The 25,019-nt window shown below is 59.7% G+C and carries 20 protein-coding genes; 10 read left to right on the top strand and 10 right to left on the bottom strand.

Annotated features, from left to right (window positions below):
• The first annotated feature begins 12 nt into the window (after window positions 1–12).
• The 5 genes from LQ249_RS15110 to LQ249_RS15090 all read left to right on the top strand — a co-directional run bounded on the left by LQ249_RS15110 (window position 13) and on the right by LQ249_RS15090 (window position 5,554).
• Window positions 13–975 (top strand): carbohydrate ABC transporter permease, encoded by a 963-nt coding sequence (locus LQ249_RS15110; RefSeq protein WP_046383411.1) that lies wholly within the window; start codon window positions 13–15, stop codon window positions 973–975.
• Window positions 972–1,814, top strand: a complete 843-nt coding sequence (locus LQ249_RS15105; RefSeq protein ID WP_046383410.1) for a carbohydrate ABC transporter permease — start codon at window positions 972–974, stop codon at window positions 1,812–1,814. Before LQ249_RS15110 ends, LQ249_RS15105 begins: the two co-directional genes overlap by 4 nt.
• Before the next feature lie 27 nt (window positions 1,815–1,841).
• Window positions 1,842–2,987 (top strand): ABC transporter ATP-binding protein, encoded by a 1,146-nt coding sequence (locus LQ249_RS15100; protein ID WP_232565569.1) that lies wholly within the window; start codon window positions 1,842–1,844, stop codon window positions 2,985–2,987.
• A complete protein-coding gene (locus LQ249_RS15095; RefSeq protein WP_232565568.1) occupies window positions 2,984–4,486 on the top strand; it encodes a glycoside hydrolase family 32 protein in 1,503 nt (500 codons plus the stop codon). Before LQ249_RS15100 ends, LQ249_RS15095 begins: the two co-directional genes overlap by 4 nt.
• A gap of 75 nt (window positions 4,487–4,561) precedes the next feature.
• The gene (locus LQ249_RS15090; protein ID WP_046383407.1) at window positions 4,562–5,554 is read left to right on the top strand and encodes a LacI family DNA-binding transcriptional regulator; all 993 of its coding nucleotides are present in this window, start codon (window positions 4,562–4,564) and stop codon (window positions 5,552–5,554) included.
• Between the two features lie 16 nt (window positions 5,555–5,570).
• Here the strand turns inward: LQ249_RS15090 and LQ249_RS15085 are convergent, their stop codons facing one another.
• The 5 genes from LQ249_RS15085 to LQ249_RS15065 form a co-directional block, all read right to left on the bottom strand.
• Complete coding sequence (locus LQ249_RS15085) at window positions 5,571–7,013, bottom strand: hypothetical protein (RefSeq protein ID WP_232565567.1); 1,443 nt, start codon at window positions 7,011–7,013, stop codon at window positions 5,571–5,573.
• A 120-nt stretch (window positions 7,014–7,133) separates the two neighbouring features.
• Entirely contained in the window at window positions 7,134–8,234 is a 1,101-nt protein-coding gene (locus LQ249_RS15080; RefSeq protein WP_232565566.1) for a hypothetical protein, read from the bottom strand.
• The gene (locus LQ249_RS15075) at window positions 8,231–9,214 is read right to left on the bottom strand and encodes a hypothetical protein (protein WP_177030146.1); all 984 of its coding nucleotides are present in this window, start codon (window positions 9,212–9,214) and stop codon (window positions 8,231–8,233) included. Before LQ249_RS15075 ends, LQ249_RS15080 begins: the two co-directional genes overlap by 4 nt.
• Before the next feature lie 10 nt (window positions 9,215–9,224).
• Window positions 9,225–10,901: a hypothetical protein gene (locus LQ249_RS15070; RefSeq protein ID WP_177030145.1), complete on the bottom strand. Its 1,677-nt coding sequence runs from the start codon at window positions 10,899–10,901 to the stop codon at window positions 9,225–9,227.
• Between the two features lie 94 nt (window positions 10,902–10,995).
• Window positions 10,996–11,367 carry a winged helix-turn-helix transcriptional regulator gene (locus LQ249_RS15065; RefSeq protein WP_177030144.1) on the bottom strand — a complete coding sequence of 124 codons (372 nt, stop codon included), beginning with the start codon at window positions 11,365–11,367 and terminating at the stop codon, window positions 10,996–10,998.
• 149 nt (window positions 11,368–11,516) lie between these two features.
• Here LQ249_RS15065 and gstA point away from each other — a divergent pair, with 149 nt between their 5' ends.
• Window positions 11,517–12,146, top strand: a complete 630-nt coding sequence (gene gstA, locus LQ249_RS15060; protein ID WP_046383405.1) for a glutathione transferase GstA — start codon at window positions 11,517–11,519, stop codon at window positions 12,144–12,146.
• 6 nt (window positions 12,147–12,152) lie between these two features.
• Here gstA and ppsA read toward each other — a convergent pair whose 3' ends face one another.
• Together ppsA and glgA are read right to left on the bottom strand one after the other, a co-directional pair.
• Window positions 12,153–14,609 carry a phosphoenolpyruvate synthase gene (ppsA, locus tag LQ249_RS15055; protein WP_232565565.1) on the bottom strand — a complete coding sequence of 819 codons (2,457 nt, stop codon included), beginning with the start codon at window positions 14,607–14,609 and terminating at the stop codon, window positions 12,153–12,155.
• Window positions 14,606–16,198, bottom strand: a complete 1,593-nt coding sequence (gene glgA, locus LQ249_RS15050) for a glycogen synthase GlgA (protein WP_057004104.1) — start codon at window positions 16,196–16,198, stop codon at window positions 14,606–14,608. Before glgA ends, ppsA begins: the two co-directional genes overlap by 4 nt.
• A 250-nt stretch (window positions 16,199–16,448) precedes the next feature.
• On the opposite strand from glgA, the gene LQ249_RS15045 reads away from it, so the two are divergent.
• The gene (locus tag LQ249_RS15045; protein WP_057004103.1) at window positions 16,449–17,258 is read left to right on the top strand and encodes an ABC transporter ATP-binding protein; all 810 of its coding nucleotides are present in this window, start codon (window positions 16,449–16,451) and stop codon (window positions 17,256–17,258) included.
• Window positions 17,255–18,034 (top strand): ABC transporter permease, encoded by a 780-nt coding sequence (locus tag LQ249_RS15040; RefSeq protein ID WP_169850537.1) that lies wholly within the window; start codon window positions 17,255–17,257, stop codon window positions 18,032–18,034. The genes LQ249_RS15045 and LQ249_RS15040 overlap by 4 nt, the downstream gene beginning before the upstream one ends.
• A gap of 18 nt (window positions 18,035–18,052) precedes the next feature.
• Here the strand turns inward: LQ249_RS15040 and glgP are convergent, their stop codons facing one another.
• Entirely contained in the window at window positions 18,053–20,554 is a 2,502-nt protein-coding gene (gene glgP / locus LQ249_RS15035) for an alpha-glucan family phosphorylase (protein WP_232565564.1), read from the bottom strand.
• Window positions 20,555–20,578: 24 nt separating this feature from the next.
• Complete coding sequence (locus tag LQ249_RS15030; RefSeq protein WP_201022240.1) at window positions 20,579–21,784, bottom strand: acetate/propionate family kinase; 1,206 nt, start codon at window positions 21,782–21,784, stop codon at window positions 20,579–20,581.
• Between the two features lie 432 nt (window positions 21,785–22,216).
• On the opposite strand from LQ249_RS15030, the gene arcD reads away from it, so the two are divergent.
• The gene (arcD, locus tag LQ249_RS15025; protein ID WP_057004100.1) at window positions 22,217–23,707 is read left to right on the top strand and encodes an arginine-ornithine antiporter; all 1,491 of its coding nucleotides are present in this window, start codon (window positions 22,217–22,219) and stop codon (window positions 23,705–23,707) included.
• An 88-nt stretch (window positions 23,708–23,795) separates the two neighbouring features.
• Window positions 23,796–24,338: an Hsp20/alpha crystallin family protein gene (locus LQ249_RS15020; protein ID WP_046383400.1), complete on the top strand. Its 543-nt coding sequence runs from the start codon at window positions 23,796–23,798 to the stop codon at window positions 24,336–24,338.
• A gap of 322 nt (window positions 24,339–24,660) precedes the next feature.
• On the opposite strand, the gene LQ249_RS15015 is transcribed toward LQ249_RS15020, so the two are convergent.
• Window positions 24,661–24,915, bottom strand: coding sequence for an Lpp/OprI family alanine-zipper lipoprotein (locus LQ249_RS15015; protein WP_017845783.1), 255 nt, complete (start codon window positions 24,913–24,915; stop codon window positions 24,661–24,663).
• Window positions 24,916–25,019: the final 104 nt, after the last annotated feature.

The raw sequence follows: 25,019 nt of genomic DNA, 5'->3' as shown, positions 1-25,019 counted from the left end.
AAGGAAATCACCATGTCTGTCTCTACTCCCCACGCCTCCTGTGACGAGCCCCTGCTCGCCAGGGAGACGCCCATACAGCGCCGCCGCCTGCGCGCCGCCTGGCTGTTTCTGACACCGATGTTGCTGTGCCTGGCCCTGGTAGCGGCCTGGCCGCTATTGCGCACATTCTGGTTCAGCCTGACCGACGCCAACCTGGCGGACACGCGTGGCGCAACCTTCGTCGGCTTTAGCAATTACCTGTTCTACAACGGCTCCGGCTGGTCGGGCATCCTGGTCGATCCACAATGGTGGAACGCGGTGCGCAACACGCTGCATTTCACCGTGGTGTCGGTGGGCCTGGAAATCGTCCTCGGGCTGCTGGTGGCATTGCTGCTGAACATCAAGTTCACCGGTCGGTCCCTGGTGCGTGCATTGATACTGATTCCCTGGGCGATTCCTACGATTGTCTCGGCGAAAATCTGGTCGTGGATGCTCAACGACCAGTTCGGCATCATCAATCACCTGATGCTGAGCCTCGGCCTGATTGACATGCCGTTGGCCTGGACGGCTGATGCGAGTCTGTCGATGTGGGCCGTCATCATCGTCGACGTCTGGAAGACCGTGCCCTTTGTCACACTGCTGATGCTGGCGGCCTTGCAGATGTTGCCGAGCGATTGCTACGAAGCCGCCAGGGTCGATGGCATTCATCCGCTGCACGTGTTCTGGCGTGTCACGCTTCCACTGTTGATGCCTGCATTGCTGGTGGCGGCGATCTTTCGCATCCTCGATTCGCTGCGGGTATTCGACGTTATCTATGTGCTGACCTCGAACTCGTCGAGCACCATGAGCATGTCGGTCTATGCGCGCCAGCACCTGGTGGAGTTCCAGGACGTGGGCTATGGCAGCGCGGCGTCGACGTTGCTGTTCCTGGTCGTCGCGGTGATTGCGTTGCTGTATCTCTACCTCGGACGCCGTCAACTGGAGGTGCGCTCATGAGCCCGCGTCTACTCAAAAAAGCGCTGTTGCGCCTCGGGTTCTGGTGCCTGATCGGAATTTTGCTGCTGTATGCGGTCTTCCCTTTCTACTACGCCATCGTGACGTCGCTGAAGCCATCCAGCACCTTGTTCGAGGTGAGCTACTGGATCGACCGTCCCGACTTCTCCAATTATGCGGCGGTACTCCATCAACCCTCGTTCCTGAAAGCTATCGGCAACTCGCTGGTGGTTGCGCTGTGCGTCGTGACGCTGGCGTTGTTCCTCAGCCTGACCGCCGCCTATGCCTTGGGCAGGGTGAAGTTCCGTGGGCGCGGCACAGTATTGATGATGGTGCTTGGCGTCTCGATGTTTCCCCAGGTCGCGGTACTGTCGGGGCTGTTCGAAGTGATCCGCGCCCTGGGCCTGTACAACACGTCCTGGGCGTTGATCCTGAGCTACACGATTTTCACCCTGCCCTTCACCGTCTGGGTGCTGACCACATTCATGGGCCAACTGCCCCATGAGCTGGAAGAGGCGGCAATCATGGATGGCGCTTCGCCGTGGGTCACGCTGACGCGGGTGCTGTTGCCGCTGCTCTGGCCCGCCCTGGTCACCACTGGCTTATTGGCCTTTATCGCAGCGTGGAACGAGTTCCTGTTCGCCCTGACCTTCACCCTCACCGACACGCAACGCACGGTACCGGTCGCCATTGCCTTGATTTCCGGCGGGAGCCCCCATGAGCTGCCGTGGGGACTGTTGATGGCCGCTTCGGTGCTGGTCACGGTCCCATTGGTGATTCTGGTGCTGATCTTCCAGCGCCGAATCGTATCCGGCCTCACTGCCGGCGCGTTAAAGGGTTGATGCCCAACAAATACAAGGAACAGCATCGTGATCAAATTGAAACTGGACAACGTGAACAAACAATTGGGCGGCGCGCGGATTCTTCGCGACGTCAGCCTGGAGATTGCCGCGGGCGAGTTCGTGGTGTTCGTTGGCCCTTCGGGCTGCGGAAAATCGACCCTGCTGCGACTGATCGCCGGGCTGGATTCGATCTGCGGCGGCGACCTGCTGATCGACGGACGACGGGTCAACGACCTGGAACCGCGTGAGCGCGGCGTCGGCATGGTGTTTCAGTCGTATGCGCTGTACCCGCACATGAGTGTCTACGACAACATCAGCTTCGGTCTCAAACTGGCCAAGACGGAAAAGAGCAGCTTGCGCGAGCGCGTGCTGAAAACTGCGCAGATCCTGCAACTGGACAAACTGCTGCAACGCAAACCAAAGGAACTGTCCGGAGGCCAGCGTCAGCGTGTGGCCATGGGCAGAGCCATGGCGCGGGAGCCGGACATTCTGTTGTTCGATGAACCGCTTTCCAATCTGGACGCATCCCTGCGGGTGCAGATGCGCAACGAAATCGCCCGTCTGCGTGCTCGACTGGGCTCGACCATGATCTACGTCACCCACGACCAGGTGGAAGCGATGACCCTGGCCGACAAAATTGTCGTGCTCAACGGCGGCCGCGTGGAGCAGGTCGGCTCACCGCGCGAACTCTATGAACGCCCGGCCAGCCGCTTTGTCGCCGGTTTTCTCGGCTCGCCCAGAATGAACTTTATGCCGGCGCGCCTGCATGCCCCAGGCAAAACCAGCCTGATCGACACCCCTGTAGCGGGCATGACTGCCCTGCCCTTCGACAGCTCGAACCTGCCGGCAGACGCGCAGCTGAGCCTGGGGATTCGCCCGGAGCACCTGTCGCTCAAAGCGGCTGAGGGCGCCAGCGGTGTCGTCGTGACCGGGGTCGAATACCTGGGCAGCGAAACCTATGTACACCTCGAATCGGGTCAGGACGAACCCCTGATCTGCCGTTGCGAGGTCAACGCCGGATGGCAGGTGGGCGATCGGGTCGAGCTGCAGCTGGACACTGACAACCTGCACCTGTTCGACGCCGACGGCACCGCCTTGAAACGCCATCCGGCCGCCGCCGAACACCTGCCCGATGACGTCGCTCTGCATTCATTCCGAGCACGCGCCCTATGACTTTGTCCTTGAATACCCTGAGCCAGCCAATGCCTTCAGCCCTTGACCTTGCGCAGCGCGCACTGCATGACGGTGCGTCTCGCGTCGTCGACGACTATCGCCCCGGCTATCATATTGCGCCACCGGCCGGCTGGATGAACGACCCGAACGGGGTCGTGTACTTTCGTGGCGAATATCACGTGTTCTATCAACATTACCCATTTGAAGCGAAATGGGGCCCGATGTATTGGGGGCACGCCAAGAGTGCCGACCTGGTTCATTGGCAGCACCTGCCCATTGCGCTGGCGCCCGGTGATGAGTGCGACCGTGACGGTTGTTTTTCCGGTAGCGCAGTGGTGTGTGGGGATACCTTGGCACTGATCTATACCGGGCACACTTGGCTTGGGGAAGTGGGCGACGAACGCTCGATCCGTCAAGTCCAGTGCCTGGCCACCAGTGTCGACGGCATCCGCTTCGTCAAGCATGGCGCAGTCATCGAGACCGCGCCGCAAGACAACATCATGCATTTTCGCGACCCCAAGGTATGGAAGGAGGATGACGCTTGGTACCTCATTGCCGGCGCACGCCTGGGCGACAGGCCGCTGCTTCCGTTGTACCGCTCCACCGATCTGCACACCTGGGAGTTCCTTGACTATATTGCCGCGGGCAGCGACGGCGATGGTTATATGTGGGAGTGTCCGGACCTGTTTCGACTGAACGGACGCGACGTGCTGCTGTATTCCCCGCAAGGCATGCTTGCCCAAGGGTACGAACGGCTGAACAAATACCAGACGGGTTATCGAGTGGGCCGACTCGACAGCGCGTGGCACTTCACCGGCGGGCCGTTTATCGAGCTGGATAACGGCCACGATTTCTACGCCGCGCAGACCCTCGTGGCCGCCGATGGTCGGCGTCTTGCCTGGGCCTGGCTCGACATGTGGGAAAGCCCGATGCCGAGCCAGGCGCATCACTGGAGCGGCATGCTCGGATTGCCACGCGAACTTGAACTGTGTGCCGATCGCCTGCGCATGTTTCCGGCCCGGGAACTCACCGCACTGCGCGGGACGCTGCTGCCGGCTACCGCGTGGTGGGAGGCGTCGGGAAGCCGCTGGGTGCCGCAAGTGAATGGCGATATGCTGGAAATCCATGTGCATCTGGATTTACTCGGCTGCACCGACGGCCACTTGGGAGTCGCCTTGCGTTGCAGCGACGATGGCCAGGAACAAACCCTGCTCTACTACGATGCGGCGTTGCAGCGCCTGGTTCTTGACCGCAGCCGCTCGGGCGCGCAAGTCAGCGGCCAGCGCAGCGTGGCGATAGACCCGACACAAGGGCAACTGGCACTGCGGGTGTTCCTCGATCGCTCGTCCATTGAAGTGTTCGACGAAAACGGCAGCTTCAGCCTGAGCAGTCGCCTCTACCCGCAGCCTGGCAGTCTGGGGGTGAAGCTCCTTGCAAGCGGGAGTGGTGGGCGTGTCGCCATTCCCAAGGCATGGCCACTCGCCTCGGGATGGTTATGAACCGTGTCATTCGAGTCGCGAGAAGCGCAGGCCATGTGTCATGATTCGGCCTCAACCTGACCGGTCTCGCTTCGCATGACTTCAGTGAAAGACGTTGCACAGCTAGCCGGCGTGTCCCTGATGACGGTTTCCCGAGCGCTCAACAACCCGGAAAAATTGAGCCCCGAAACCTATCAACGGGTGCGCCGCGCCATCGACGAATTGCAATTCGTGCCCAGCCTGTCGGCGCGCAGGATTCGCGGCGACAACCTCCAGACTCGAACCATCGGCGTCTTCGCGCTGGACACCGCGACAACCCCGTTCGCCGTCGAACTGCTGCTGTCCATCGAACAGACCGCGCAGCAAGCCGGCTGGAATGTATTTATCCTCAACCTGTTAAGCAACCCGCCCACCGACCAGAACATCGACCTGATGTTATCGCACCGTCCCGACGGGTTGATCTTCAGCGCCATGGGGCTGCGCCAGGTGTGCATTCCCGAGCGATTGAAGAGCACCCGCCTGGTGCTTGCCAATTGCCTGGCGGATGACAGCCGCCTGGTCAGTTATGTGCCCGACGATGAAATGGGGCAGTATCGAGCCGTACATCACGCCTTGAGCCAAGGCTATCGGCGCCCTCTGTTGATCAATCTCCCAAAACAGAGCCTGGCGTGGGGGCTGCGGCAAAAAGGCCTGCAGCGTGCCTGTCAGGCATTCGGGTTGTTGCCTGAGGCACTCCTGCAATATGACCTTTCCGATCATGACGCCTATGGTGAAACCGCGACCATCCTCGACCGGCACATCATCGAGGGTCGCCCCCAATTCGACATTCTGATCTGTGGCAACGACCGGATTGCTTTTTGTGCCTACCAGGTGTTGTTGGGCCGCGGGCTGAAAATCCCCGATGATGTCGCCGTGCTCGGCTACGACAATATGATCGGTATCGCCGAACTGTTCATCCCACCGCTGACAACGGTACAACTGCCGTACTACGAGATCGGTCGCAGGGCCGCCCGACACCTGATCGACGCCGTCGAGGTATCGGGAGCCCAGTCAGTCGATTGCCCGTTGGTTGCCAGGGCGTCGCTCTAAGGGATCGGTTAGGGTTTCAATCAGCCCAGAAACGCTCCAATGCCTCGACTGCAAAGTCCGGCAGCGGCGGCATTTTGCGGGTGTTGACACACGCCAGGCGCAGAATCAGCAATTCATACGCGGTGAATTGGGAGAAGTCCAAGTTCAGGTCAAACACCTTGTTTTCATTGGTCATAAAGAAGTAGGTAAAGTCCCTGAACCCTTCAATCACCAGCGAATCGACGCCGGCTTTACTCGAGGATGAATCGCAGAAGTAGTCACACTGTGAGCCGAGGAAGTACAGGCAGCCTTGGATCACGTGGCCGAGGACTTTTTGCGTATCGATCCCTACCATGTCGTAGGAAAACCGAGTCAGCTTTGCCAGATTCGTCATCGCTATAAAGTCGGCCAAGCAAAACGCCTGCTGTCGAATATCCAGCAACTCGTCGCAGAATCGCTCCAGCAGACGGTCCGAGTCATGAAGGGCGCTGAACAATGGATCGCGTGAAATCAGTCCAGGATCTTTTACGTATTCTTCAGGCAGGTAGTTGATGGCAGTGATCACCGAGCACTCCCATTCATCTTGGACAAGTTCCGACATAACTCCCTGAAGGGTGACCAGAAGCGCACGTTTATCGACATCGCGCGCGATCAGATCGCAGGCCTGGACCTTGGGTGTATTCTCATTCAGATCAAGGAATACGGCGTTGAGCAGCCCGGTGATGAAGCCGTCCTGTTGCTCGTCAGTGAGGTACTCAAGATGGCTCAGAATGGCGCTTGGCGTATCCGGCCCGGTTTCCGTCAGCTCAAGCAGCAAGGCTTCATAAAACCAGTCCAGGCCGTAGACCTTCCGGATGTAATCCAGGTTCAAGATCCCGGACCGGGTGATGAAGTCAGTCCAGTTGTGGTTCGGGATATCCATCACATTTGAAAAGCGATGGGGCACGCTGATGTTGATGGGCATCAGCGGGAGCAAGGTTTCCCGGTCGCCGCCCAACCGCGTGCTCGTCCAGAGCGCTGGATTCTCACTGTGAAGCAAGGCCGCAATGGTTGTGGGTTTGAACTGCGTGGAACGTAGGGACTTTTCCATGAGGTAGGCTTGGATCGGGCAGGCAGCCATTGCCTCAACCAGGCGCACGGTCAATTCGGAAGCCGTCAGCGCCGTGCCCGACGCAGTTAACAAGAACCAATCCGGGCGATCCCAGATCCGCAGCGCGTCAATATCCTCAAGCCGGGCTTCGGCCTGACGCATGAACGTTGTGAGCACGGCTTGTGAAAAACCCATGCTTAGGGCAACCAAGGCTGGCGCCAATGCGCTGGGAACCTCTGCAATCCTGCAGTTCAGGTTGAGATCAAGCACCTGCGTCGGATCTTCGCAGCGATACGCGGTGGCATCAAAGTTGGCGCCCTGGCGATTCAGTTGGGTCGCGATAAAACCCGCGCCCCAATTCGGATGAGGGCGTGTCGAGTGAAAATACATCGTGTGCTCCAAGCCTTGATGTTGAAATGACATTGTCGGTGGTTTTCAAGGCAGAGGACATACTCACGCGCGAAGATTTGGTGCGGCGATTGCGCGAAAGTGTCTGTCCTACCCCAGCCACTATGGATCAATCTTACGACGCAGCCACGACAACGGGCCCGCAACGCAAAAAACCACGTAAAGCAATGTCCGTATCAACGCTCGTACCGGCCAGCATGCGGGCTGCCATTTAAGCGCGGGTACAAAAGCCCCGTGTGGTCTGAAATGCGCGAGTGGGCGGGTTAGGAAGTCGTACCACAATCCACCTTCAGCTATCTGCGTGCGTAAATTCTGCGGAACAAAAAAATCCGAGTGGCCAAACTGGGGGTTGCTTACGTTGAGTGTGCTCATGGATGCGTAGCCCACTTTGCCGCCTGGGCCCGCTCCCGGGATGGTGTATTGAGCCAGCGGCACGGCTGAGTCTTTGCCTCCGACATGATTCATGACGGCCTCCACCCGCCCTGACTCGATATGGCTGCTCCAATCAAAATCAGGCCGCACGATGCTACCGGCGGTGATGACGCGCCCGAATTCGAGGTCTTGGAAATCTGGATCCTCCAGAATCAACGAAAACAATCGAGTGCCGAAGCTGTGCGCAATGATGTCCGGCTTCGACGGGCGCTCGCTGCCGGTCGCCTGCTTGATCGCAATTCTGATTCTGTCGCCCAGCCGTCTTGCCAACCTTCGATGGAGTGGCGTTATCAGCACGTCGATGGTTGCCCAACCGTATTTATAGATGAGCACCGGAGCCGAATAACGTAGTCGATTGGCTATTTGCCAACTGAACTCTTCTTGCCATGGCGCGCGGCTGTTCATGCCATGGATGACGATGACCCACCGGATGTCGCGACTGTTGGCGCCCTCGAGTCGATAGAAATACTCGACGGTAATCTCGACGCCCTCCTGCTGAAAATCTGCCTGGCAGTAGGGGCAACTTGCAAGCGTCTCGACTGTATCCGCGGGCAGCACGCTGGCGCATAACGGGCAACGACAAGCCTCGATTCTCCTGGCCGCCGTTGATCTCACAAGATTGTTAAAAAAGGATATCAGCGCAGGATCGTTGGCGTCGGCGCCCACGGATTTTGCGAAGTGTGCGAGGGTGAACTCCAGACCATCGCCCTGCCCCATGCGCCGGTTGATTTCCGCCTCCCAGCGACGTTCTTGCGCTTCAAAAGGCGTCATGATTGGCTATTGTAATCCCACAAAATCTCAACCACTCTAAATACATCCTCACGCTTGCATTGCGCCAAGATCCTCAGTCGGCCTTCACTGCCATAGACCTGCACGACGATTCGACGACTTGTACCGTGTTCCTCTGGGACAAAATGAAGCATACCTTGGGCTCTATCGAACTGACTGGCGTCCACTGCGTGGAGAACGCCGCGAACGGCGGCAACGGATTCAATGCCGCCTTCGGCAAGGGTCGACGCCATCTCCACATAACCACTGTCGAGTTCGTAGCGTGTCGAATGCACCCCCTTGTCATCCCTGGCGGCCACTTTGACCGCCTGGCTGAGCGAGATCCGCACAAGGGGCACAACCGGGCAACCGATGGCCCACAATACTGCATCGACCTCTTTCAGCACCGCCGCATGATCTATATCCGGATTGCGATGAATCAGGATCGCGCAATAATTCTCAGCAAAATGCCACTCAAAGCGCACCACGCTACGATCAAAGCGTTGACGATAAGCCTCGAACCGGAACCGTTGCAGTCCCTCCGCCACGATGTAGTCTTTAGGTGTCCAGCGATTCCAGCCTTCCCTGCTCTGATGCCACTCCATTGAGAGCCCGGCCTGCCCCAGGCCAATATGTTTGAGTTCAAGTCCCTTGGGGAAATCCAGGCTCGCCCCCGCGCCCAATACACCCGCATACGGGCTGGCAGCGATTCCCGAGGCGAGCGCCACGGCCTCGATATCGGGCACTTGGAACAAGTAGAGATGCTGGTCGCCCCAGCCTTCAACCTGCGCAAGCCAAGCCTCGAGCTTGTCCTGGGTGATGATGTCCTCTTCAATGGCGCTATCAAGGTTGTTAGCGAAGTCCTCCTTGGTGGCGCCGATCCGGGCGCCGCTATCGCGCAGCAGTTCCTTGATGAACGCGTTTCCCTGAGCCACAGCGACCTTGCGCCCTAACTCCTTGAGTTGCTGCTTGTTCATCGCCATGGCCGCGGCCTCAAGGAACCACTACAAATGGCACGCTCTGGATCACCGGCATCATCTCTCCCGAACTGGTGACGACCAGTTGATGCCGGCCCTTGTGAAGGGTGTTCGCGGCATAGTTGAAACACGCCAGATTGGTTGACCCATTGACGCTGACAAGGGTCAAGCCTTTTACCTCTGTAGGGGGGGTATCTTCCAGATTGAATACCCGATAGGTCGGCGAATTGACTGGTTTGTTGTGACTCAGACAGAACGACGTGTTGGTGGTGGCGCTGGGTGCAAACTCGCCCTTGTCGTTCAACGGCGATACGAAGGAGATCCCGTTGCGGCCGGTCAGCTCCAGCGCTTGCGCGGTATCCAGGGCGGTCCTGGCACGTTCGTAACCTGCATTCATCAATAACGCGCTGGTGCTTTTCTTGTTAATGGATTGCACGGCCTGCTCCGCCTCGATCAATGCACGGCGACGGCCCCACAGCCCAGCGTCGCCGCCCTTGACCACGGAGAATGACAGCCAGGTTTTGTCCTTGAACAACTCACTGCCTTTACGTAAACCATGGTTGCCTGGCTCAATGCCGTCTGCCCCTAAATCGATATCCTGGAGGGATGCCCGATCCGGCGTGTCAGTCCAACCGCGCCGGATGGCGGTAGGAATCAGCATCAGCGAATCGCCGATCCAGGCCAGTGGGTTTTCTTGATTACCCCTGCCCGTTAGGTAGAAATAGCAATTGGCCGGCGCGCATCGCTCCTGGTTGATCAGCACGTAGTTACCGGGGTTGAGGGGTAGCATCGCGCCATTTTCACCAGCCGTGGCATCCGCCGGGCGGGCAACCATGTCCATGTCGATTTGCATCACCACGTCGTCCTTGTTCAGGGCTAGCAGACTCTTGGCAACTTCCTTGGCGAACACCTGCTCGGCAGCGGTAACCGGGTTGGCCAGCGATAATGTCTTGCTGGCAGAACCGATGAAATCGAGAAAGGCGGCAGTGTCTTCATTCTCGCCTTGATCGTATTCCAGCACCGTCAGCTTCATTGACAAATGATCGGAGTCTAGCTTCTTGGGGCCATACAGCAGCTTGTTCAAAATCGGAGGGTTGGCGCCGTCGGCGACGCCGAGATAAGGGCCGAGCACTTTAGTGATGGTTTCGGTTTTTTCGTCATTCCCCACCTCGGTGAATTCGGCAACGATCAGCACCTCATTGACCCCACCGAAGTCTTTGAGGTACTTGAAGTAGGCGTCCGTCAGGTACACCGCGAAGACATCGCCGCCACTGCCGTTGCTGTCAGGCTTGCGAATGGCGTGGGTGTTGTCGGTGCTGAAAAGATCGGCCGTAACGCGGCTGGCGCGGGCGTTTTTCAAATCATCCAGGGCGTGTTTGTATTGAAGGTCGGCGGCGTCGAACTTACTTTTTGCAGCCTTGATCGATTCGTCCGTCGCTGGCGGTTTTTTTAACTCTGCCAGCTCGTTTCCTGCTTTGATCCGCGCTTGCAGGAGCGTGGCCGTGTCGAGGAGTTTTTGATCGGCAACCGCGGTTGGTTTTGGTTGGATCTGATAGAGATGAGCCGTTGCAGTCGGGACCGCACAGCCGGACATCATCAATGATAACCCGCCTACAAGTGCTGATAGAGCACAGCCACCAGCGATAGCACTCAGCCTTCCAGTGGCCTGTTTTAACCGGTTAGAGGTCTGCATCCTGTCTCCCTCTGCTCAATGCTGGCAATTTGACTTTCGGTGCAGCCTAGATCAGGCCTAGAGGGAACGCAATTGGATGTCCTACCAGTAAATATCAAACAGGGTCTTCCAAAGACACAACGGGCTGATGGGGCGCCGGTATCACCTCACATGGGCGACTCTTGACCCACAGCCCAAACTCTTTCATTACCGCAACGACCGGTTCCAATCGTCGCCCGTCCACGGTGAGTTCGTACTCAACCGTCACGGGCACGGTGGGGAATACCGTCCGTTTGACCAGCCCGGCTTGCTCAAGGGCGCGCAAGTCGAGGGTCAGCATGCGTTGTGAAATAGCCGGAATGTCGCGCCTCAGCGCATTAAAACGCTTCGGCCCATCGAGCAGGTAGGACGCAAGAAGCAGGCGCCAGCGGCCACCCAACAAACGCATCGCTTCTTCGACCGAGCAGCCAGAGATGTTGTCTTTCATAGTCAGAGTCCTGGCCGGGTGTAGGTATATTTTTTGTACCTATACTACAAAATAGTGCGTTCTTCCTATTTTATACCGGGCATCTAGAATCAGCTGAAGCGCGCTCTCCATTGGATTGACAGCGCTCCCCCCTGTTCTGGAGTTTGCCAATGAAGTTGTACTACATCCCCGCGTCTTGCTCGCTTTCGCCCCACATCGTTCTGAATGAATTGGGTCTCGATGCCACGCTGATCAAGGTCGATCACAAGACGCACCTTACCGACTCGGGCGCCAACTACTTCGAGGTCAACCGTCTGGGCTACGTACCCGCCATCGAGCTGGACGATGGCACGCTCCTGCGTGAAGGCCCGGCAATCGTGCAGTATTTGGGCGACCTGAAGCCGGCGCTTGGGCTGGTTCCCGCTCATGGCACCCTCGATCGATACCGACTTCAGGAATGGCTGAGCTTCCTGTCGTCTGAGATTCACAAGGGCTACATTCCGCTGTTGTACGCCACACTCGCAGGTCAATACGTCGAGACTGCCAAGCCAAAGCTGGAAAAGCGCTTCGCCTGGATCGACGAACAATTGAGTACCCGTCCATACCTCATGGGCGATGCCTTCACGGTGGCGGATGCCTATCTGTTCGCATTGACCGGCTGGGGCCAGGCCTCTTGGCTGACCAGCTATTACAAGGCCGACATCCACTTCGAGCACTTGCATAACCTCCGGGCCTGGTATGACCGGGTCAAGGTGCGTCCTGCGGTGCGCAAAGCATTGCGAGACGAAGGCCTTGCGTGAAAGGCCTCACGTGCCGATGTTGCCCCGGTCGGCCTCATCGCTCGGTAACCGCTGCGTCTGCACCGCCAGCACATGCCGAATCGTCGCCAGCACCGCATCCGGGCTGAGGCTCATTGAGTCGATGCCAATCGACACCAAAAACTCCGCCATCTCGGGATAATCCGACGGCGCCTGCCCGCAGATTCCCGAGTGTCGGCCGTTACGCTTGGCGCCTTCTACCGCCAGGCGAATCATCTGCTTGACGCCCGGGTCGCGCTCATCGAAATCGAAGGCGACGATTTCCGAGTCGCGGTCCACGCCGAGCGTCAACTGGGTCAGGTCGTTGGAACCGATCGAGAAGCCGTCGAACAGTTTGGCGAACGCGTCGATCTGGATCACGTTGTTGGGTATTTCGCACATGATGTAGACCTCCAGCCCGTGTTCTCCGCGCTGCAGGCCATGGTTGGCCATGGTCGCCAATACCCTTTCGCCCTCCGCCACGGTGCGGCAAAACGGGATCATCAACTTGATGTTGGTGAGGCCAATGTGTTCGCGCGCCCATTTCATCGCCGCGCACTCCAGCGCAAACCCTTCGGCATAAGCCGGATGGCTGTATCGGGACGCGCCGCGAAAACCGATCATCGGGTTGTGTTCTACCGGCTCGAAATACTGCCCACCCAGCAGGGTCGCGTACTCATTGCTCTTGAAGTCGCTCATGCGTACCACGCACGGTTTTGGGTACACCGCTGCGGCAATGGTGGCGACGCCTTCGGCCAAGGTCTTGATGAAAAAATCCGTAGGGTCCGCATGCGCGGCGCTCAGCACGGCGATTTTTTCACGGGTGGCGTCATCCAGCTTTTCCGGGTGGACAAGGGCCATCGGATGGACCTTGATGCATTCATTGATGATGAACTCCATGCGCGCCAGACCGATACCGTCGACCGGCAGCGAGGCCAGGCTGAAGGCCTGGTCGGGGTTGGCCAGGTTCATCATGATGTGCGTGTCGGGATGCCCGAGTTGGCTGAGGTCCGTTTCCTCCACATCAAAATCCAGGATGCCGTCGTAGACCGTTCCGATTTCGCCTTCGGCGCAACTGACGGTCAACAAGGCGCCGGTTTTGATTGTCGCTGCCGCATTGGTGGCGCCCACGATCGCGGGAATACCCAGCTCCCGCGCCACGATGGCCGCGTGGCAGGTGCGTCCGCCGCGGTTCGTCACAATCGCGGCGGCGGTTTTCATCACCGGTTCCCAATCCGGAGTCGTGGCTTCGGAGACCAGCACTTCACCCGGTTGAAACTCGCTGAGCTGTTTCACATCGTTGACGATACGGGCCTTCCCGGCACCGATGCGGGTGCCGACCGCCTTCCCCTTGAGCAGCACTGACGAGCGTTGCTTGAGGTGATAGATCTGCAGCACGCTGCCTTTTTTCTGCGAGGCCACCGTTTCGGGGCGCGCCTGGACCATATACAAGTGGCCATCGATCCCGTCTTTCGCCCATTCCATGTCCATGGGTTTGTAGAAACCGGCTTTGCTCGAATAGTGGTTTTCAACCTTGATGGCATAGTCAGCCAGGACCATCACGTCCCCGTCCGAGAGGCAAAAGCGCGTTTGTTCTTCGTCGGGTGTTTCGATATTCGCGGTGTACTCCTGCGCGATGTTCCCGGTATTGAGGGTATCGGTAAACACCATCTTCTTTTCTTTGCTGCCCAGGCTACGCTTGAGCACGCCACGATAACCGGCGACGAAGCTGGGTTTGTGTACGTAGAAACTGTCCGGGGCCAGCGCGCCCTGCACCACATTCTCCCCAAGCCCCCACGCGGCGTTGATGAACACGACATCCTTGAAGCCGGTTTCCGTATCCAGGGAAAACATCACGCCACTGGCCCCGAGATCACTGCGCACCATTTTCATGATGACGACGGCGAGATCGACTTTGAAGCAATCAAAGCCGTTGTCGTATTTGTAATGGATCGACCGATCGGTGAAGTTGGAGGCCAGGCAACGCTTGTAGGCATCGAGCAGCGCATCTTCATTGGCGATGTTGAGATAGGTCTCGTTCTGCCCGGCAAATGACGCCTGCGGCGAGTCCTCGGCGGTTGCCGAGGAGCGCACGGCCAGTGAAAGGCTGTTGCCATATTCGCGCTTGAGCTGGGCGTAACTGTGCAGTATCGCGCTCTTCAGGTCTTCCGGCAGCGTACAGCCATACACAATCGCCCGCGCCCGTTTGCCGCGGGCTTGCAGGTCCTTGATGTCGTTGGGGTCGAGGCCGTCGAGCGCGGCATGCAGCGGCGCCCACGCCTTGTTGTGCTCAAGGACATAACGGTACGCGTCTGAAGTAACGGCAAACCCGTTGGGTACGCGGATGCCCTGGCCTGTCAGGTTCTGGTACATCTCTCCCAGCGAGGCGTTCTTGCCACCGACCTGTGCGACGTCGTTGATACCCAAGTCCTTGAACCAACGAATGTGCGGCTGTGAATGGGTCACGATATCTCTCCATTGAGTGAGGGGGCCGCCAGGGATACCCGATTGGCCTTCAGCAATCGCAGATACAGGGCGCTGTAAGGCTTTATGGCTTGGTGCCAATCGAACGGCTTGCGCATGGCGCGGCAACGCATTGCATTGAGCAGTTCAGGGTTGGCGAACACCTTGATCGCCCGCGTCAGTGCTGCCGCGTAGCTTTCCACGGTGGGTTCCTCGAACAGAAAACCGCTCACGCCATCTTCGATCGTGTCGGCCAGCCCACCGGTATTACGGGCTACCGGTAATGAGCCGAAACGCTGCGCATACATCTGGCTCAGGCCGCACGGTTCATAGCGCGACGGCATGAGCAGGAAGTCACTGCCGGCAAACATGCGCCGGGCATCCGTTTCGTTGAAGCCGATAAGCACACCGACCTGGCCCGGGAAGCGCTGGGCCAGCTCCCGTGCGGCCTCCTCTTCCTGCGGTTCGCCACGGCCGATGATGGCGATCTGCCCGCCCTGCCTGACGATGTGCCCGGCAACGCCAATGGTCAGATCCAGGCCTTTCTGGAAGACCAGACGCGATACCACCGCGAACAGAGGCCCCGTCGACGGCTTGAGATTGAACAACTGACGGACATAGTGGGCGTTCACCGCCTTGCCGAGCCAATCGTTAGCGGCAAACCGGCAGATCAAGTGCTCATCGGTTTCGGCGTCCCAACTGGCGTCGATACCATTGGCAATGCCGCTGAGCAGCCCTTGTTCGGCTTTGCTCTGCAGAAAGCCGTCCAGGCCGCAACCGAATGCTGGCGTGGTGATTTCCCGGGCGTAGGTCGCGCTGACGGTGGTGATGTGGTTGGCATAGGCCATGCCGGCCTTGAGCAATGAGAGCTTGCCGTAGAACTCCATACCGTCCGAGGCCAGCGCGTGCTCGGGGATGCCCAGTTCGCGCCGGGAACCGCTGCTGACCATGCCTTGATAGGCAAGGTTATGGATGGTGAAAACGCTCGGCGTGGCCTGCCCACGCCAGCGCATGTACGCCGGCGCGAGGCCGGCCGGCCAATCATGCGCGTGTACCAGCTCCGGACGCCACTGGCACTTCACCGCGCCTGCGGCGAAGTCGGCTGCAGCCAGGCCGAGACGGGCAAACCGGATATGGTTATCCGGCCAGTCACGGCCATTGTTATCCCCGTAAGGAGTGCCTTCACGCTCATACAGTTCGGGACAGATCACCAGGTAAATGACCAGGCCATCCGTCATGTCCATCCGCCCGATCTTGCACGCCGGCAATGCCGCATGGCCCTCCAGCTCGCTGATCACATGGACCGGATTTCCACTGTTGAGCACTTGCGGGTAACCCGGCATCAACACGCGCACATCGTGCAGGGGATGCAGGGCCCGGGGCAATGCCGCCGATACATCGCCGAGCCCGCCGGTTTTCACGAGGCCGGCCAATTCGGAGGTCACGAACAAGACCTTGGCTCTCGCCGCCACGCTGGTAATGGCCGGTGAAACCGGCGCTAGCGCCAGCGGATCAACAGTCGAGGTAACCCATTCACTGACCGGCAGATTGAAACGTTCAGCCTGCGGGGAAATGGCGGCTGCGCCCATGATCCTTTTCCTTTTTGTTGAGTCGAGAGTGCGGGAAGACGGTTAAGTCAGTCGCACGAGTATCTGGGGTTGCTCCCAATGGCCTCTGATCTTTATCAACAAATGCGCTTTGCTGCCGCGTGGGACAGCGCCCATTGCGACAGACGACACCTCAGCCTGGCGTTGTTGATTTAGCTCAATGATTTTCCATGGCGCAGGTGTAGAAATTTTAAAGCGAGGGCGTGCGTCCCCGCCCCAGCCTACGGAAGCCACCATGCCCGATGCCAGCGAACCCTTTGCCATCGCCACCCACCAGTTGCGCAAATGCTTCGATCACTTCGTGGCACTCGAAGGGTTGAGCCTGCAAGTGCCGCATGCCTGCATATTCGGCCTGTTGGGCCCGAATGGAGCCGGCAAGAGCACTGCCATCAAGATGCTCACCACCTTACTGGACCCCACTTCCGGCTCGGCGACGGTGGCGGGTTTCGATATCGCGCGCCAACCCGTCGAGGTGCGCCGCCATATCGGCTACGTGCCGCAGATGCTCTCGGCGGACGGCGCATTGACCGCCATCGAGAACTTGAACCTTTCGGCGCGGTTGCAGGGGTTGCGCGGTGCCGAGCGCCGGGCCCGGGTCAAAGAAGCGCTCGCGTTCGCCGGCCTGGAGGCGACGGCCTCAAAACTGGTTCGTGCCTATTCCGGCGGCATGATCCGTCGCCTGGAAATCGCCCAGGCCACCTTGCACAACCCCCAAGTGCTGTTTCTGGATGAGCCGACCATCGGCCTGGACCCCATCGCACGCCGAACCGTCTGGGAACGCCTGGAACACTTGCGCGAGAAAGGCACGACGATCCTGATCACCACCCACGACATGGAAGAAGCCGACACGTTGTGTGATGAACTGGCAATCCTCCATCAGGGACGCCTGGCCGTCGTCGGCAAGCCCGAGTCGCTCAAGGCGCAAGTCGGCGAAAATGCCAGCCTGGACGACGTCTTCGTGCATTTCAGTGGCGTCGGCCTTGAACAAGGCGGCGATTACCGTGGCACACGCGATAGCCGTGATGCGATCCAGAGGTTGGGATGAACCGCCTGCTCAGTTACCTCAACGAGACATTCGCGGTCTGCGACGCCGAGGTGCGCAAGCTGATTCGCGACCCTACCGAGCTGCTGTCCAGAGCCATCCAGCCGGTGCTGTGGCTGGCGGTATTCGGCCAGGTCTTCAGCCAGGTGCGCGGCATTCCCACCGGTAACCTGCGTTATCTGGACTTCATGGCCCCGGGCATTCTGGCGCAGAGCATCCTGTTCAGTGCGATCTTCTACGGCATCGCCATCATCTGGGAACGCGATCTGGGGATCGTGCATAAACTCCTGGTCACCCCGGCGCACCGCAGCGCGTTGATCATGGGCAAGGCCTTCGCCGCAGGCCTGCGCGGGCTGGTGCAAGCGGCCGTGGTCTATCTGGTGGCGATTGCCTTGCACGTTGAAATCCGTTGGGAGTTGATGCCGATCCTGACAGTGGCCGCTGGCGTCTTCGTGGGCTCGTGTATCTTCTCGACGTTTTCCCTGGTCATCGCCTGCATCGTCAAAACCCGGGAGCGCTTCATGGGCATCGGCCAAGTCCTGACCATGCCGTTGTTTTTCGCCTCCAACGCGATTTACCCCCTGGAGTTGATGCCCGGCTGGTTGAAAGTGATTGCCGTGTGCAACCCGCTGACCTACCTGGTCGATGCATTGCGCTCAGGCATGATTGTCGGTGGAACCAGTGTGTATGCCCTGACCACCAGCTTTGCGGTGATGCTCTCGGTGTTCACCGTTCTTCTGCTGTTGGCCGCCAGGCTTTACCCCGGTTTGGCTCGCTGACAATAGGCGTATCGCAGCTCAACGCTGCCACGCAATCAATGGGTTTTCCGCTGGCAGAAAGGCATCCGCGTGCCAGGCGCGAACCCTCGGAGTGTAGTGCTCCAGCGAGCGCGTGGCGGCGACCGAAATGGAATAGATATAACCCTGGATGGCACCCGGAATCACATCGACGGCTTTCATCAGCAAGCACTCTGCGGGGTACTCGTCGCACAGGCCGCCATAGAGTTCCACCTTGACCCACAGAGGCGAGATCTCACCCAAATAGACCGGCACGCGAACGCACAGGCAGTCGCCATCGCGATGCCCCTCGACCGCGCCGAAGTGAATATTGTCCCAGGCCGCCGTCAACGCCTTCTGCCAGGCATGGAGCGTGCGCGCCAGTGCCGCGTTATCCTCGCGGCGGCGTCGAAACGCCTGAATCGCCGGTTGGTAAAGATGCTCCAGGTATTCCTGCAGCATGCGATTGCTGCTGTAGTACGGCCCCAGCTGCGACATGCTGGCGCGCATGCGTTGCACCCAGTCGCGTGGAATACCCTGTGCATCGCGTGAATAGAACGTGGGGACGACCTCGTTTTCCAACAGGCCGTACAAGCGCTCGGCGTCGACGTCGTCATCGCTCGGCGCGTCATCCCCGATCGCCCAGCCATAGGCGGGCTGGTACGCTTGTGCCCACCAACCATCGAGTTCCGAGAGGTTCAACCCGCCGTTGACGAGCACCTTCATGCCACTGGTGCCGCAGGCTTCCCAGGGCCGACGCGGGGTGTTGATCCAGACATCGACGCCTTGCACCAGGTGTTGGGCCATTTCCAGGTCGTAGTCTTCCAGGAACACCACATGCCGGCGCAGCCCCGGGCGATGCACGAAGTCGAGCCATGCCTGGATCAGTTGCTTGCCGCGCTCATCGGCGGGATGAGCCTTGCCAGCGATGAGCAGTTGTACCGGATGCTGCTCGTTGGTTAACAGCCGCGCCAGGCGGTCGCTGTCGTGCAGCAGCAGGTTCGGGCGCTTATAGTCGGTGAAGCGTCGCGCAAACCCGAGCGTGAGGCAGTTGGGGTCAAACACCTGCCCGCCCTCCGCCACCTGCTGCGCCGATTCGCCACGCTGCTCGAGCTGCCAGGCCAGGCGCTTGCGCGCATAGCTCACCAGGTCGCGCCGTTGCTCGGCAGCCATGTTCCACAAGGCCTCGTCGTCATTGTTGGCGACCGTCGCCGGCAGCAACTCGACTGCGCCGCGCCAACGCTCCTTGCCGCAGCTTGTGGTCCACAGATGATCGGACCACATTGAGTCCCAGGACGGCACATGCACACCGTTGGTGACATGCCCCACCGGTATCTCTTGAACAGGCCAGCGGGGATACAAATCGCTGAATAGCCGTCGGCTGACCTCGCCGTGCAAGCGGCTCACGCCATTGGCTTGAGCGCACCCACGCAGCGCCAGAAAAGCCATGTTGAAGGGTTCATCCGCGTCCGACGGATTGCGTCGGCCCAACGCCAGCAACTCGTGCGAGGTGAGGCGGCAGTCGTCGAGATAGCCGCGGGCATATTTGAGTACCAGTTCCGCGGAAAACACATCGAAACCCGCAGCCACTGGCGTATGGGTCGTAAACACGTTGCCTGCCCGCGTCGCCCACCAGGCTTCCTGGAACGATGTGCCCTTCTGATGCATGAAGCGCCGGGCACGCTCCAGCACCAGCAGTGCAGCATGACCTTCGTTGAGGTGGCACACATCGACATTGATCGCCAACGCTTCGAGTGTGGCCCAGCCGCCGATGCCAAGCACCACTTCCTGCAGCAAGCGCATCTCCGAACCGCCGCCGTACAACTTCGAGGTGATACCACGGTCGCTGGCGCCGTTGAGCAGGTCATTACTGTCGAGCAGGTACAGGCTGGTACGCCCGACGATGGCCTGCCACACGCGTAAATACAGGGTCCGGCCGGGAAGCGCCAAGGGGATTTTCAACCACGCGCCGTCCTGTCCAAACGTCGGCTGGATCGGCAGGCTGGTGGGGTCGTTATAGGGGTAGGCCTCCTGCTGGCGCCCCATCGCGTCGATGGATTGTCGAAAATAGCCTTCCTGATAGAGCAACCCCACCCCGAGCACCGGTACGCCCATGTCGCTTGCCGTCTTCAGGTAATCCCCGGCCAGCACACCGAGCCCGCCGGCATAAAGCGCCAGCGCCTCGCTCAGGCCGAATTCCATGCTGAAGTAGGCGATCCGCTTGGAATCGCCGGCGCTTGTCTGCTGCGCATACCAACCCGGCTCGCTGAGGTAGTGCCGATGCTCTTCGATGGCGTGCGCGAGGGTTTGCGAGAACGTCGCATCTCGGCAGAGTTCTCCTAGCCGGTGCGGCGAGGTGTTCTGCAGTATCAACCAGGGGTTGTGGGTACGCTCCCACAGCTGCGGGTCGATGCTTTTCCAGAGCTCGTCGAGCGCATGGTTCCAGGTCCAGCGCAGGTTAAGCGCAAGCTCGGTCAATGCGCGCAACTGCTTCGGCAGTTCGCGTGGCAGGAATGCATACACGTCGACACCTCAAGGCGATAGTGGCTAAAGCGCCTCGCTCGATGCCGGCGCCGGCAGCAAGGCCAGGCTGTGTCGAGCGATGACTGCATTTTCATCAGTGGCTATGACCCAGGCCGATACCGGGCTGTCCGGCGTCGTCAGGCAGGCTCCGGTGGGAGGGTGCTGGTTGCGGGTTACGCCTAACCAGGCGCAACCGTCGAGAATCCCGTCACGCACGGTGGGTGCATGTTCGCCAATGCCGCCGGTGAACACCAACGCGTCGAGCCCGCCGAGCAATGCGGCCAGCGCGCCGATCTCCTTGACGGCACGCCGTACAAACAACTCAACGGCCTGCGCGGCCCCTTCGGCGTGGCTGGCCAGCAGCGTCCGCATGTCACTCGCCACACCGCCAGAGACGCCCAGCAATCCGGACTCATGGTACAGCAGGTGTTCGACCGCCGCCGCGCTCATGCCGCGTTCGCGCAGCAGGTACAGCACGATGCCGGGGTCCAGGTTGCCCGGGCGGGTGCCCATCAACAGCCCGTCCAGGGTGGAAAACCCCATGGTGGTGCCGCAACTGATGCGGTTACGCATCGCGCACAGGCTGGCACCGTTGCCCAGGTGTGCGACCAAGGTGCGCCCGGCCGCCGCGCGCGGGTCGTAATCCGCCAGGACCCCGGCAATGTACTCGTAGGACAAACCATGGAAGCCGTAACGCCGCAGGCCCGCCTCGCTCAGTGCCCGGGGCAGGCCGTACAAGGTTTCCAGCGGGTCGAGTGTGTGGTGAAAGGCAGTGTCGAAGCAGGCCACCTGAGGCAGGTCGGGATGCTCGCGGGCCATATGGAGAATCGGTGCCAGGCACAAGGGCTGGTGCAAGGGCGCCATTGGAATCAGTCGTTGTATCTCGTCGATCAGCGCGCTATCGACCCGCGCAGCCACTTCCCGACGGGCGCCGCCATGGACCACCCGATGCGCCGCGCCGACAATCTGCCATTGGCGGTTGCTGCCCAGCCAACGCATCAGGTTGCCCAGGGAAACTGCGTCCATGCAACTGTCGGCGCGCCATTGCTCCTGATGTTCGGCCTCGGATCCTGGGGCCTGATACACCAGCGTTGCCCTGCCCTGGCGCACTTCAATCATGCCGCTGCCCAGGCAATGGACCGTTGGTGCCGCCACGAAGTAAAGGGAAAACTTGAGGGTTGAAGAGCCCGCATTCAGCACCAACAACGCCGGGCAAGGGGCATCCATCATGCGCGGCTCCACAGCGCCGGGGAATCCACGGCCTGACGGGAGCCGCCAAGCAGTAACCGTAATGCTCGCATCATGGGCCGCCTCGACACTCGATGAGGTTACAGGGAACCTTGCCCCAGGTTGGCCTTATCCTGGCATCCACGGGGCGCGGCGGCTTGACCTTCCTCAATAAAATGTTCCCGTTACGGTTCAGCGCGTTCCTGGCGCATCAATATCATCGACGAACAACACTTTGGCGTTTAACGACGAAAACACCCGCGAAAAAATGTTTTTTGAAAAACAATTCAATCAGTTAAGTATTGCGACTGATCCGCAGACACTTACATCTGATCTAAATCAACCAGACCCAGCCCCTTCGCGCAGAAATTAGATGCAGCAGTCGCACCCTCGCATTCGAGGGTGCAGATACTCACGTTTTCGTGGAGGCTCGTCATGGCTACGCATCTGCAAGGCTCTCAACCGATCGTCCCGCCGGCTGTCCAACCCGTGGCAGGCAGTCTGCGCAAGGTAGAACCCAAGCGCTTGTCGCTGAGCTTGTTGATTGCCCTGGTGGTCGGTTCGATGATCGGCAGCGGCATTTTCAGCCTGCCGCAAAACATGGCCGCCAGTGCGGGCGCCGGTGCGATTCTGATCGGTTGGTTGATCACCGGCGTCGGCATGCTGTCGCTGGCGCTGGTCTATCAGACCCTGTCCAACCGCCAGCCCGCGCTGGACAACGGTGTGTTTGCCTATGCGCGTGCGCTGGGTGGCGAATACCTGAGCTTCAACTCCGCCTGGGGTTATTGGATCAGTGCCTGGATCGGCAACGTCAGTTACCTGGTGATCCTGTTCGCTGCGCTGAGTTACTTCTTCCCGGTGTTTGGCGAAGGCAATAACAAGGCGGCGATCGCCGGTGCGTCCGTGGTGTTGTGGGCGTTGCACTGGATGATCCTCAGGGGCTTGCGCACCGCTGCGCGGGCCAATGCGTTGACGACGGTCGCGAAGATCGTGCCGTTGCTGTTGTTCATCGGCCTGGTGATCGCCGCGTTCCAGCGTGAAACGTTCACTGTCGACTTCTGGGGCTCGCCGGCGTTGGGCAGTACGCTCGATCAAGTCAAAAGCACGATGCTGGTCACCGTTTGGGTGTTTATCGGGATCGAGGGCGCCAACGTGTTTTCTGCCCGTGCGGCGGAGCGGGCCAATGTCGGGCGGGCCACGGTGATCGGTTTTGTCATCACGTTGTTGCTGCTGATTTCGGTGTCCTTGCTGTCGCTGGGGGTGCTCAAACAACCGGAACTCGCCGCCTTGAAGAACCCCTCGATGGCGGGCGTGCTGCAGGCCGCGGCCGGGCCATGGGGCGCAGTGCTGATCAGCATCGGCCTGATCGTTTCGGTCGGCGGCGCCCTGCTCGCCTGGACGTTGCTGGCGGCCGAGTCGGTGTTCACGCCCGCCAAGGAAAAGGTCATGCCTGTCTCGCTGGGCGTGGAAAACACCCAAGGCGCGCCAGCCAATGCGCTGTGGCTGACCAACGGCTGCATTCAATTGTTCTTGCTGCTGACCTTGTATTCGAGCGCTACCTATCTCGCGCTGATCTCCCTGGCCACCTCGATGATTCTATTGCCGTACCTGTTCAGCGGCCTGTATGCGCTGAAACTGACCTGGAAGGGTGACACCTATGCCGGCCACCGCGGCCTGCAATTGCGCGACATGGCCATCGCGGCCGTCGCCACACTGTATTGCATGTGGTTGCTCTATGCCGCCGGGCCGAAATACATGCTGCTCAGCGCCCTCCTCTACGCCCCGGGCTCGTTGATCTACCTGGGCACCCTGCGCGCCCGTCAGGGACAAGCGCTCAGCGGCCCCGAGACCGGCCTGTTGATCATCATCTGGGCGGCCGCGGCCTATGCCGGCTGGATGCTGTGGTCGGGGACGCTGACCTTGTAACGATGGGCTTGCCCCCGTGTTCTGTCCTGGCAGGCCGCGCAGAGGCCGTTCTGCTGCCTGCCTTCTATCTGAAGAGGAGTACCGAAAGATGAGCAATTCCGCAAAAAAAATGCCGGTCACTACCGAACACAAATCCGACCAGCATCCCGTGACGACAGACCTGTGGCGGCCGCTGGAAAAACTGCGGCAACAGGTGGACCACCTGTTTGATGACTTCAATCTCGGTTCCGGCCTGTCGCCCTTCAGCCGGGGGCTGTTCGACGTTGAACCGTTCTGGCGTCGCGAGCTGATCGGCCATGGCATGCCTGCCGTGGACATCACCGAGAAAGACAAAAGCTACGAGATCACCGCCGAAGTACCCGGCATGGATCAGAAAGACATTGAGGTCAAACTGTCCAACGGCAGCCTGATCATCAAAGGCGAGAAACAGGAGGACAAGGAAGAAAAACGCAAAGGCTACCACCTTAGCGAGCGTCACTACGGTTCCTTCGAGCGGGTGTTCAACCTGCCCAAAGGTATTGATGCCGATAAGATCGACGCGAGTTTCAGCAAAGGCGTGCTGTGCATCTCGTTGCCGAAAAAGCCAGAAGCCATGAAAGCGGATAAAGTCGTGCCGATCAAAGGCGAATGAATCCCAGGCTGCACTGCCCCTTGGCGGGAAACCGACAAGGGGCTTTTTTTATCTGCAGTGGTTCAACGCTTCATCCCCGGAAAATATCGAACAGCTCGATCTTCAAGAGCGTGCGAATGCACAGGTAACGCCTGCCGAACGTCAGCCTAAGCCACATGTTCAGCGTCAGTCCGTTACGCGAAGAGATGATAGTCGGGGAAAACCACGCCAATGCTGTTGAGTCGACGCGCAGGTGCCAGATGTGCTGCCTGGCAGGACTGGTTGCAGGCCTGCGGCTGTCTTGCAGCAAACCCGACGACGTGTCGGGTGCTGCAACCGTTCACTATTTGCGGCTGGCTTTTTCGAGCATCCGGCTGGCGCGCTCATTGGCCTGGTCGGCAGTCTGTTGCGCCTGATTGGCCGCCATCGCCGCCTGCTCCGCTTTCGAGTAGGCTTCATCGGCTCTGGCGCGTGCCGACAGCGCAGTGCTTTGAGCAGCCTCCAGGCGTGCATCCAGTTCTTTGGCCGGTTTGTTACTGCAACCAGCCGATAACGCGAGGAGGACGCTGAGCAACACTACGGGTAAACGCATATTCATGGGTATTCTCCTTGAGGGTCGTAGCAGGAACGCTCCGGCTACGGTTCAAGTATCCGGCGCCGTCGGTGCGGGGCTCTGATTTTTGTCAAGTTTCGACCAAGAAT

It is taken from the genome of Pseudomonas sp. 7-41 (assembly GCF_021233075.1).
Classification (GTDB): Bacteria; Pseudomonadota; Gammaproteobacteria; order Pseudomonadales; family Pseudomonadaceae; genus Aquipseudomonas; species Aquipseudomonas veronii.
This window is presented reverse-complemented; position numbering and strand designations above follow the sequence as displayed.

Excerpts from the sequence above, each read along its gene's own strand:
- LQ249_RS15110 (WP_046383411.1), top strand. The coding sequence starts at position 13 with ATGTCTGTCTCTACTCCCCACGCCTCCTGTGACGAGCCCCTGCTCGCC.
- LQ249_RS15105 (WP_046383410.1), top strand. The coding sequence starts at position 972 with ATGAGCCCGCGTCTACTCAAAAAAGCGCTGTTGCGCCTCGGGTTCTGG.
- LQ249_RS15095 (WP_232565568.1), top strand. The coding sequence starts at position 2,984 with ATGACTTTGTCCTTGAATACCCTGAGCCAGCCAATGCCTTCAGCCCTT.
- LQ249_RS15090 (WP_046383407.1), top strand. The coding sequence starts at position 4,562 with ATGACTTCAGTGAAAGACGTTGCACAGCTAGCCGGCGTGTCCCTGATG.
- LQ249_RS15085 (WP_232565567.1), bottom strand. The coding sequence starts at position 7,013 with ATGTATTTTCACTCGACACGCCCTCATCCGAATTGGGGCGCGGGTTTT.
- LQ249_RS15080 (WP_232565566.1), bottom strand. The coding sequence starts at position 8,234 with ATGACGCCTTTTGAAGCGCAAGAACGTCGCTGGGAGGCGGAAATCAAC.
- LQ249_RS15075 (WP_177030146.1), bottom strand. The coding sequence starts at position 9,214 with ATGGCGATGAACAAGCAGCAACTCAAGGAGTTAGGGCGCAAGGTCGCT.
- LQ249_RS15070 (WP_177030145.1), bottom strand. The coding sequence starts at position 10,901 with ATGCAGACCTCTAACCGGTTAAAACAGGCCACTGGAAGGCTGAGTGCT.
- LQ249_RS15065 (WP_177030144.1), bottom strand. The coding sequence starts at position 11,367 with ATGAAAGACAACATCTCTGGCTGCTCGGTCGAAGAAGCGATGCGTTTG.
- gstA (WP_046383405.1), top strand. The coding sequence starts at position 11,517 with ATGAAGTTGTACTACATCCCCGCGTCTTGCTCGCTTTCGCCCCACATC.
- LQ249_RS15045 (WP_057004103.1), top strand. The coding sequence starts at position 16,449 with ATGCCCGATGCCAGCGAACCCTTTGCCATCGCCACCCACCAGTTGCGC.
- LQ249_RS15040 (WP_169850537.1), top strand. The coding sequence starts at position 17,255 with ATGAACCGCCTGCTCAGTTACCTCAACGAGACATTCGCGGTCTGCGAC.
- LQ249_RS15030 (WP_201022240.1), bottom strand. The coding sequence starts at position 21,784 with ATGATGGATGCCCCTTGCCCGGCGTTGTTGGTGCTGAATGCGGGCTCT.
- arcD (WP_057004100.1), top strand. The coding sequence starts at position 22,217 with ATGGCTACGCATCTGCAAGGCTCTCAACCGATCGTCCCGCCGGCTGTC.
- LQ249_RS15020 (WP_046383400.1), top strand. The coding sequence starts at position 23,796 with ATGAGCAATTCCGCAAAAAAAATGCCGGTCACTACCGAACACAAATCC.
- LQ249_RS15015 (WP_017845783.1), bottom strand. The coding sequence starts at position 24,915 with ATGAATATGCGTTTACCCGTAGTGTTGCTCAGCGTCCTCCTCGCGTTA.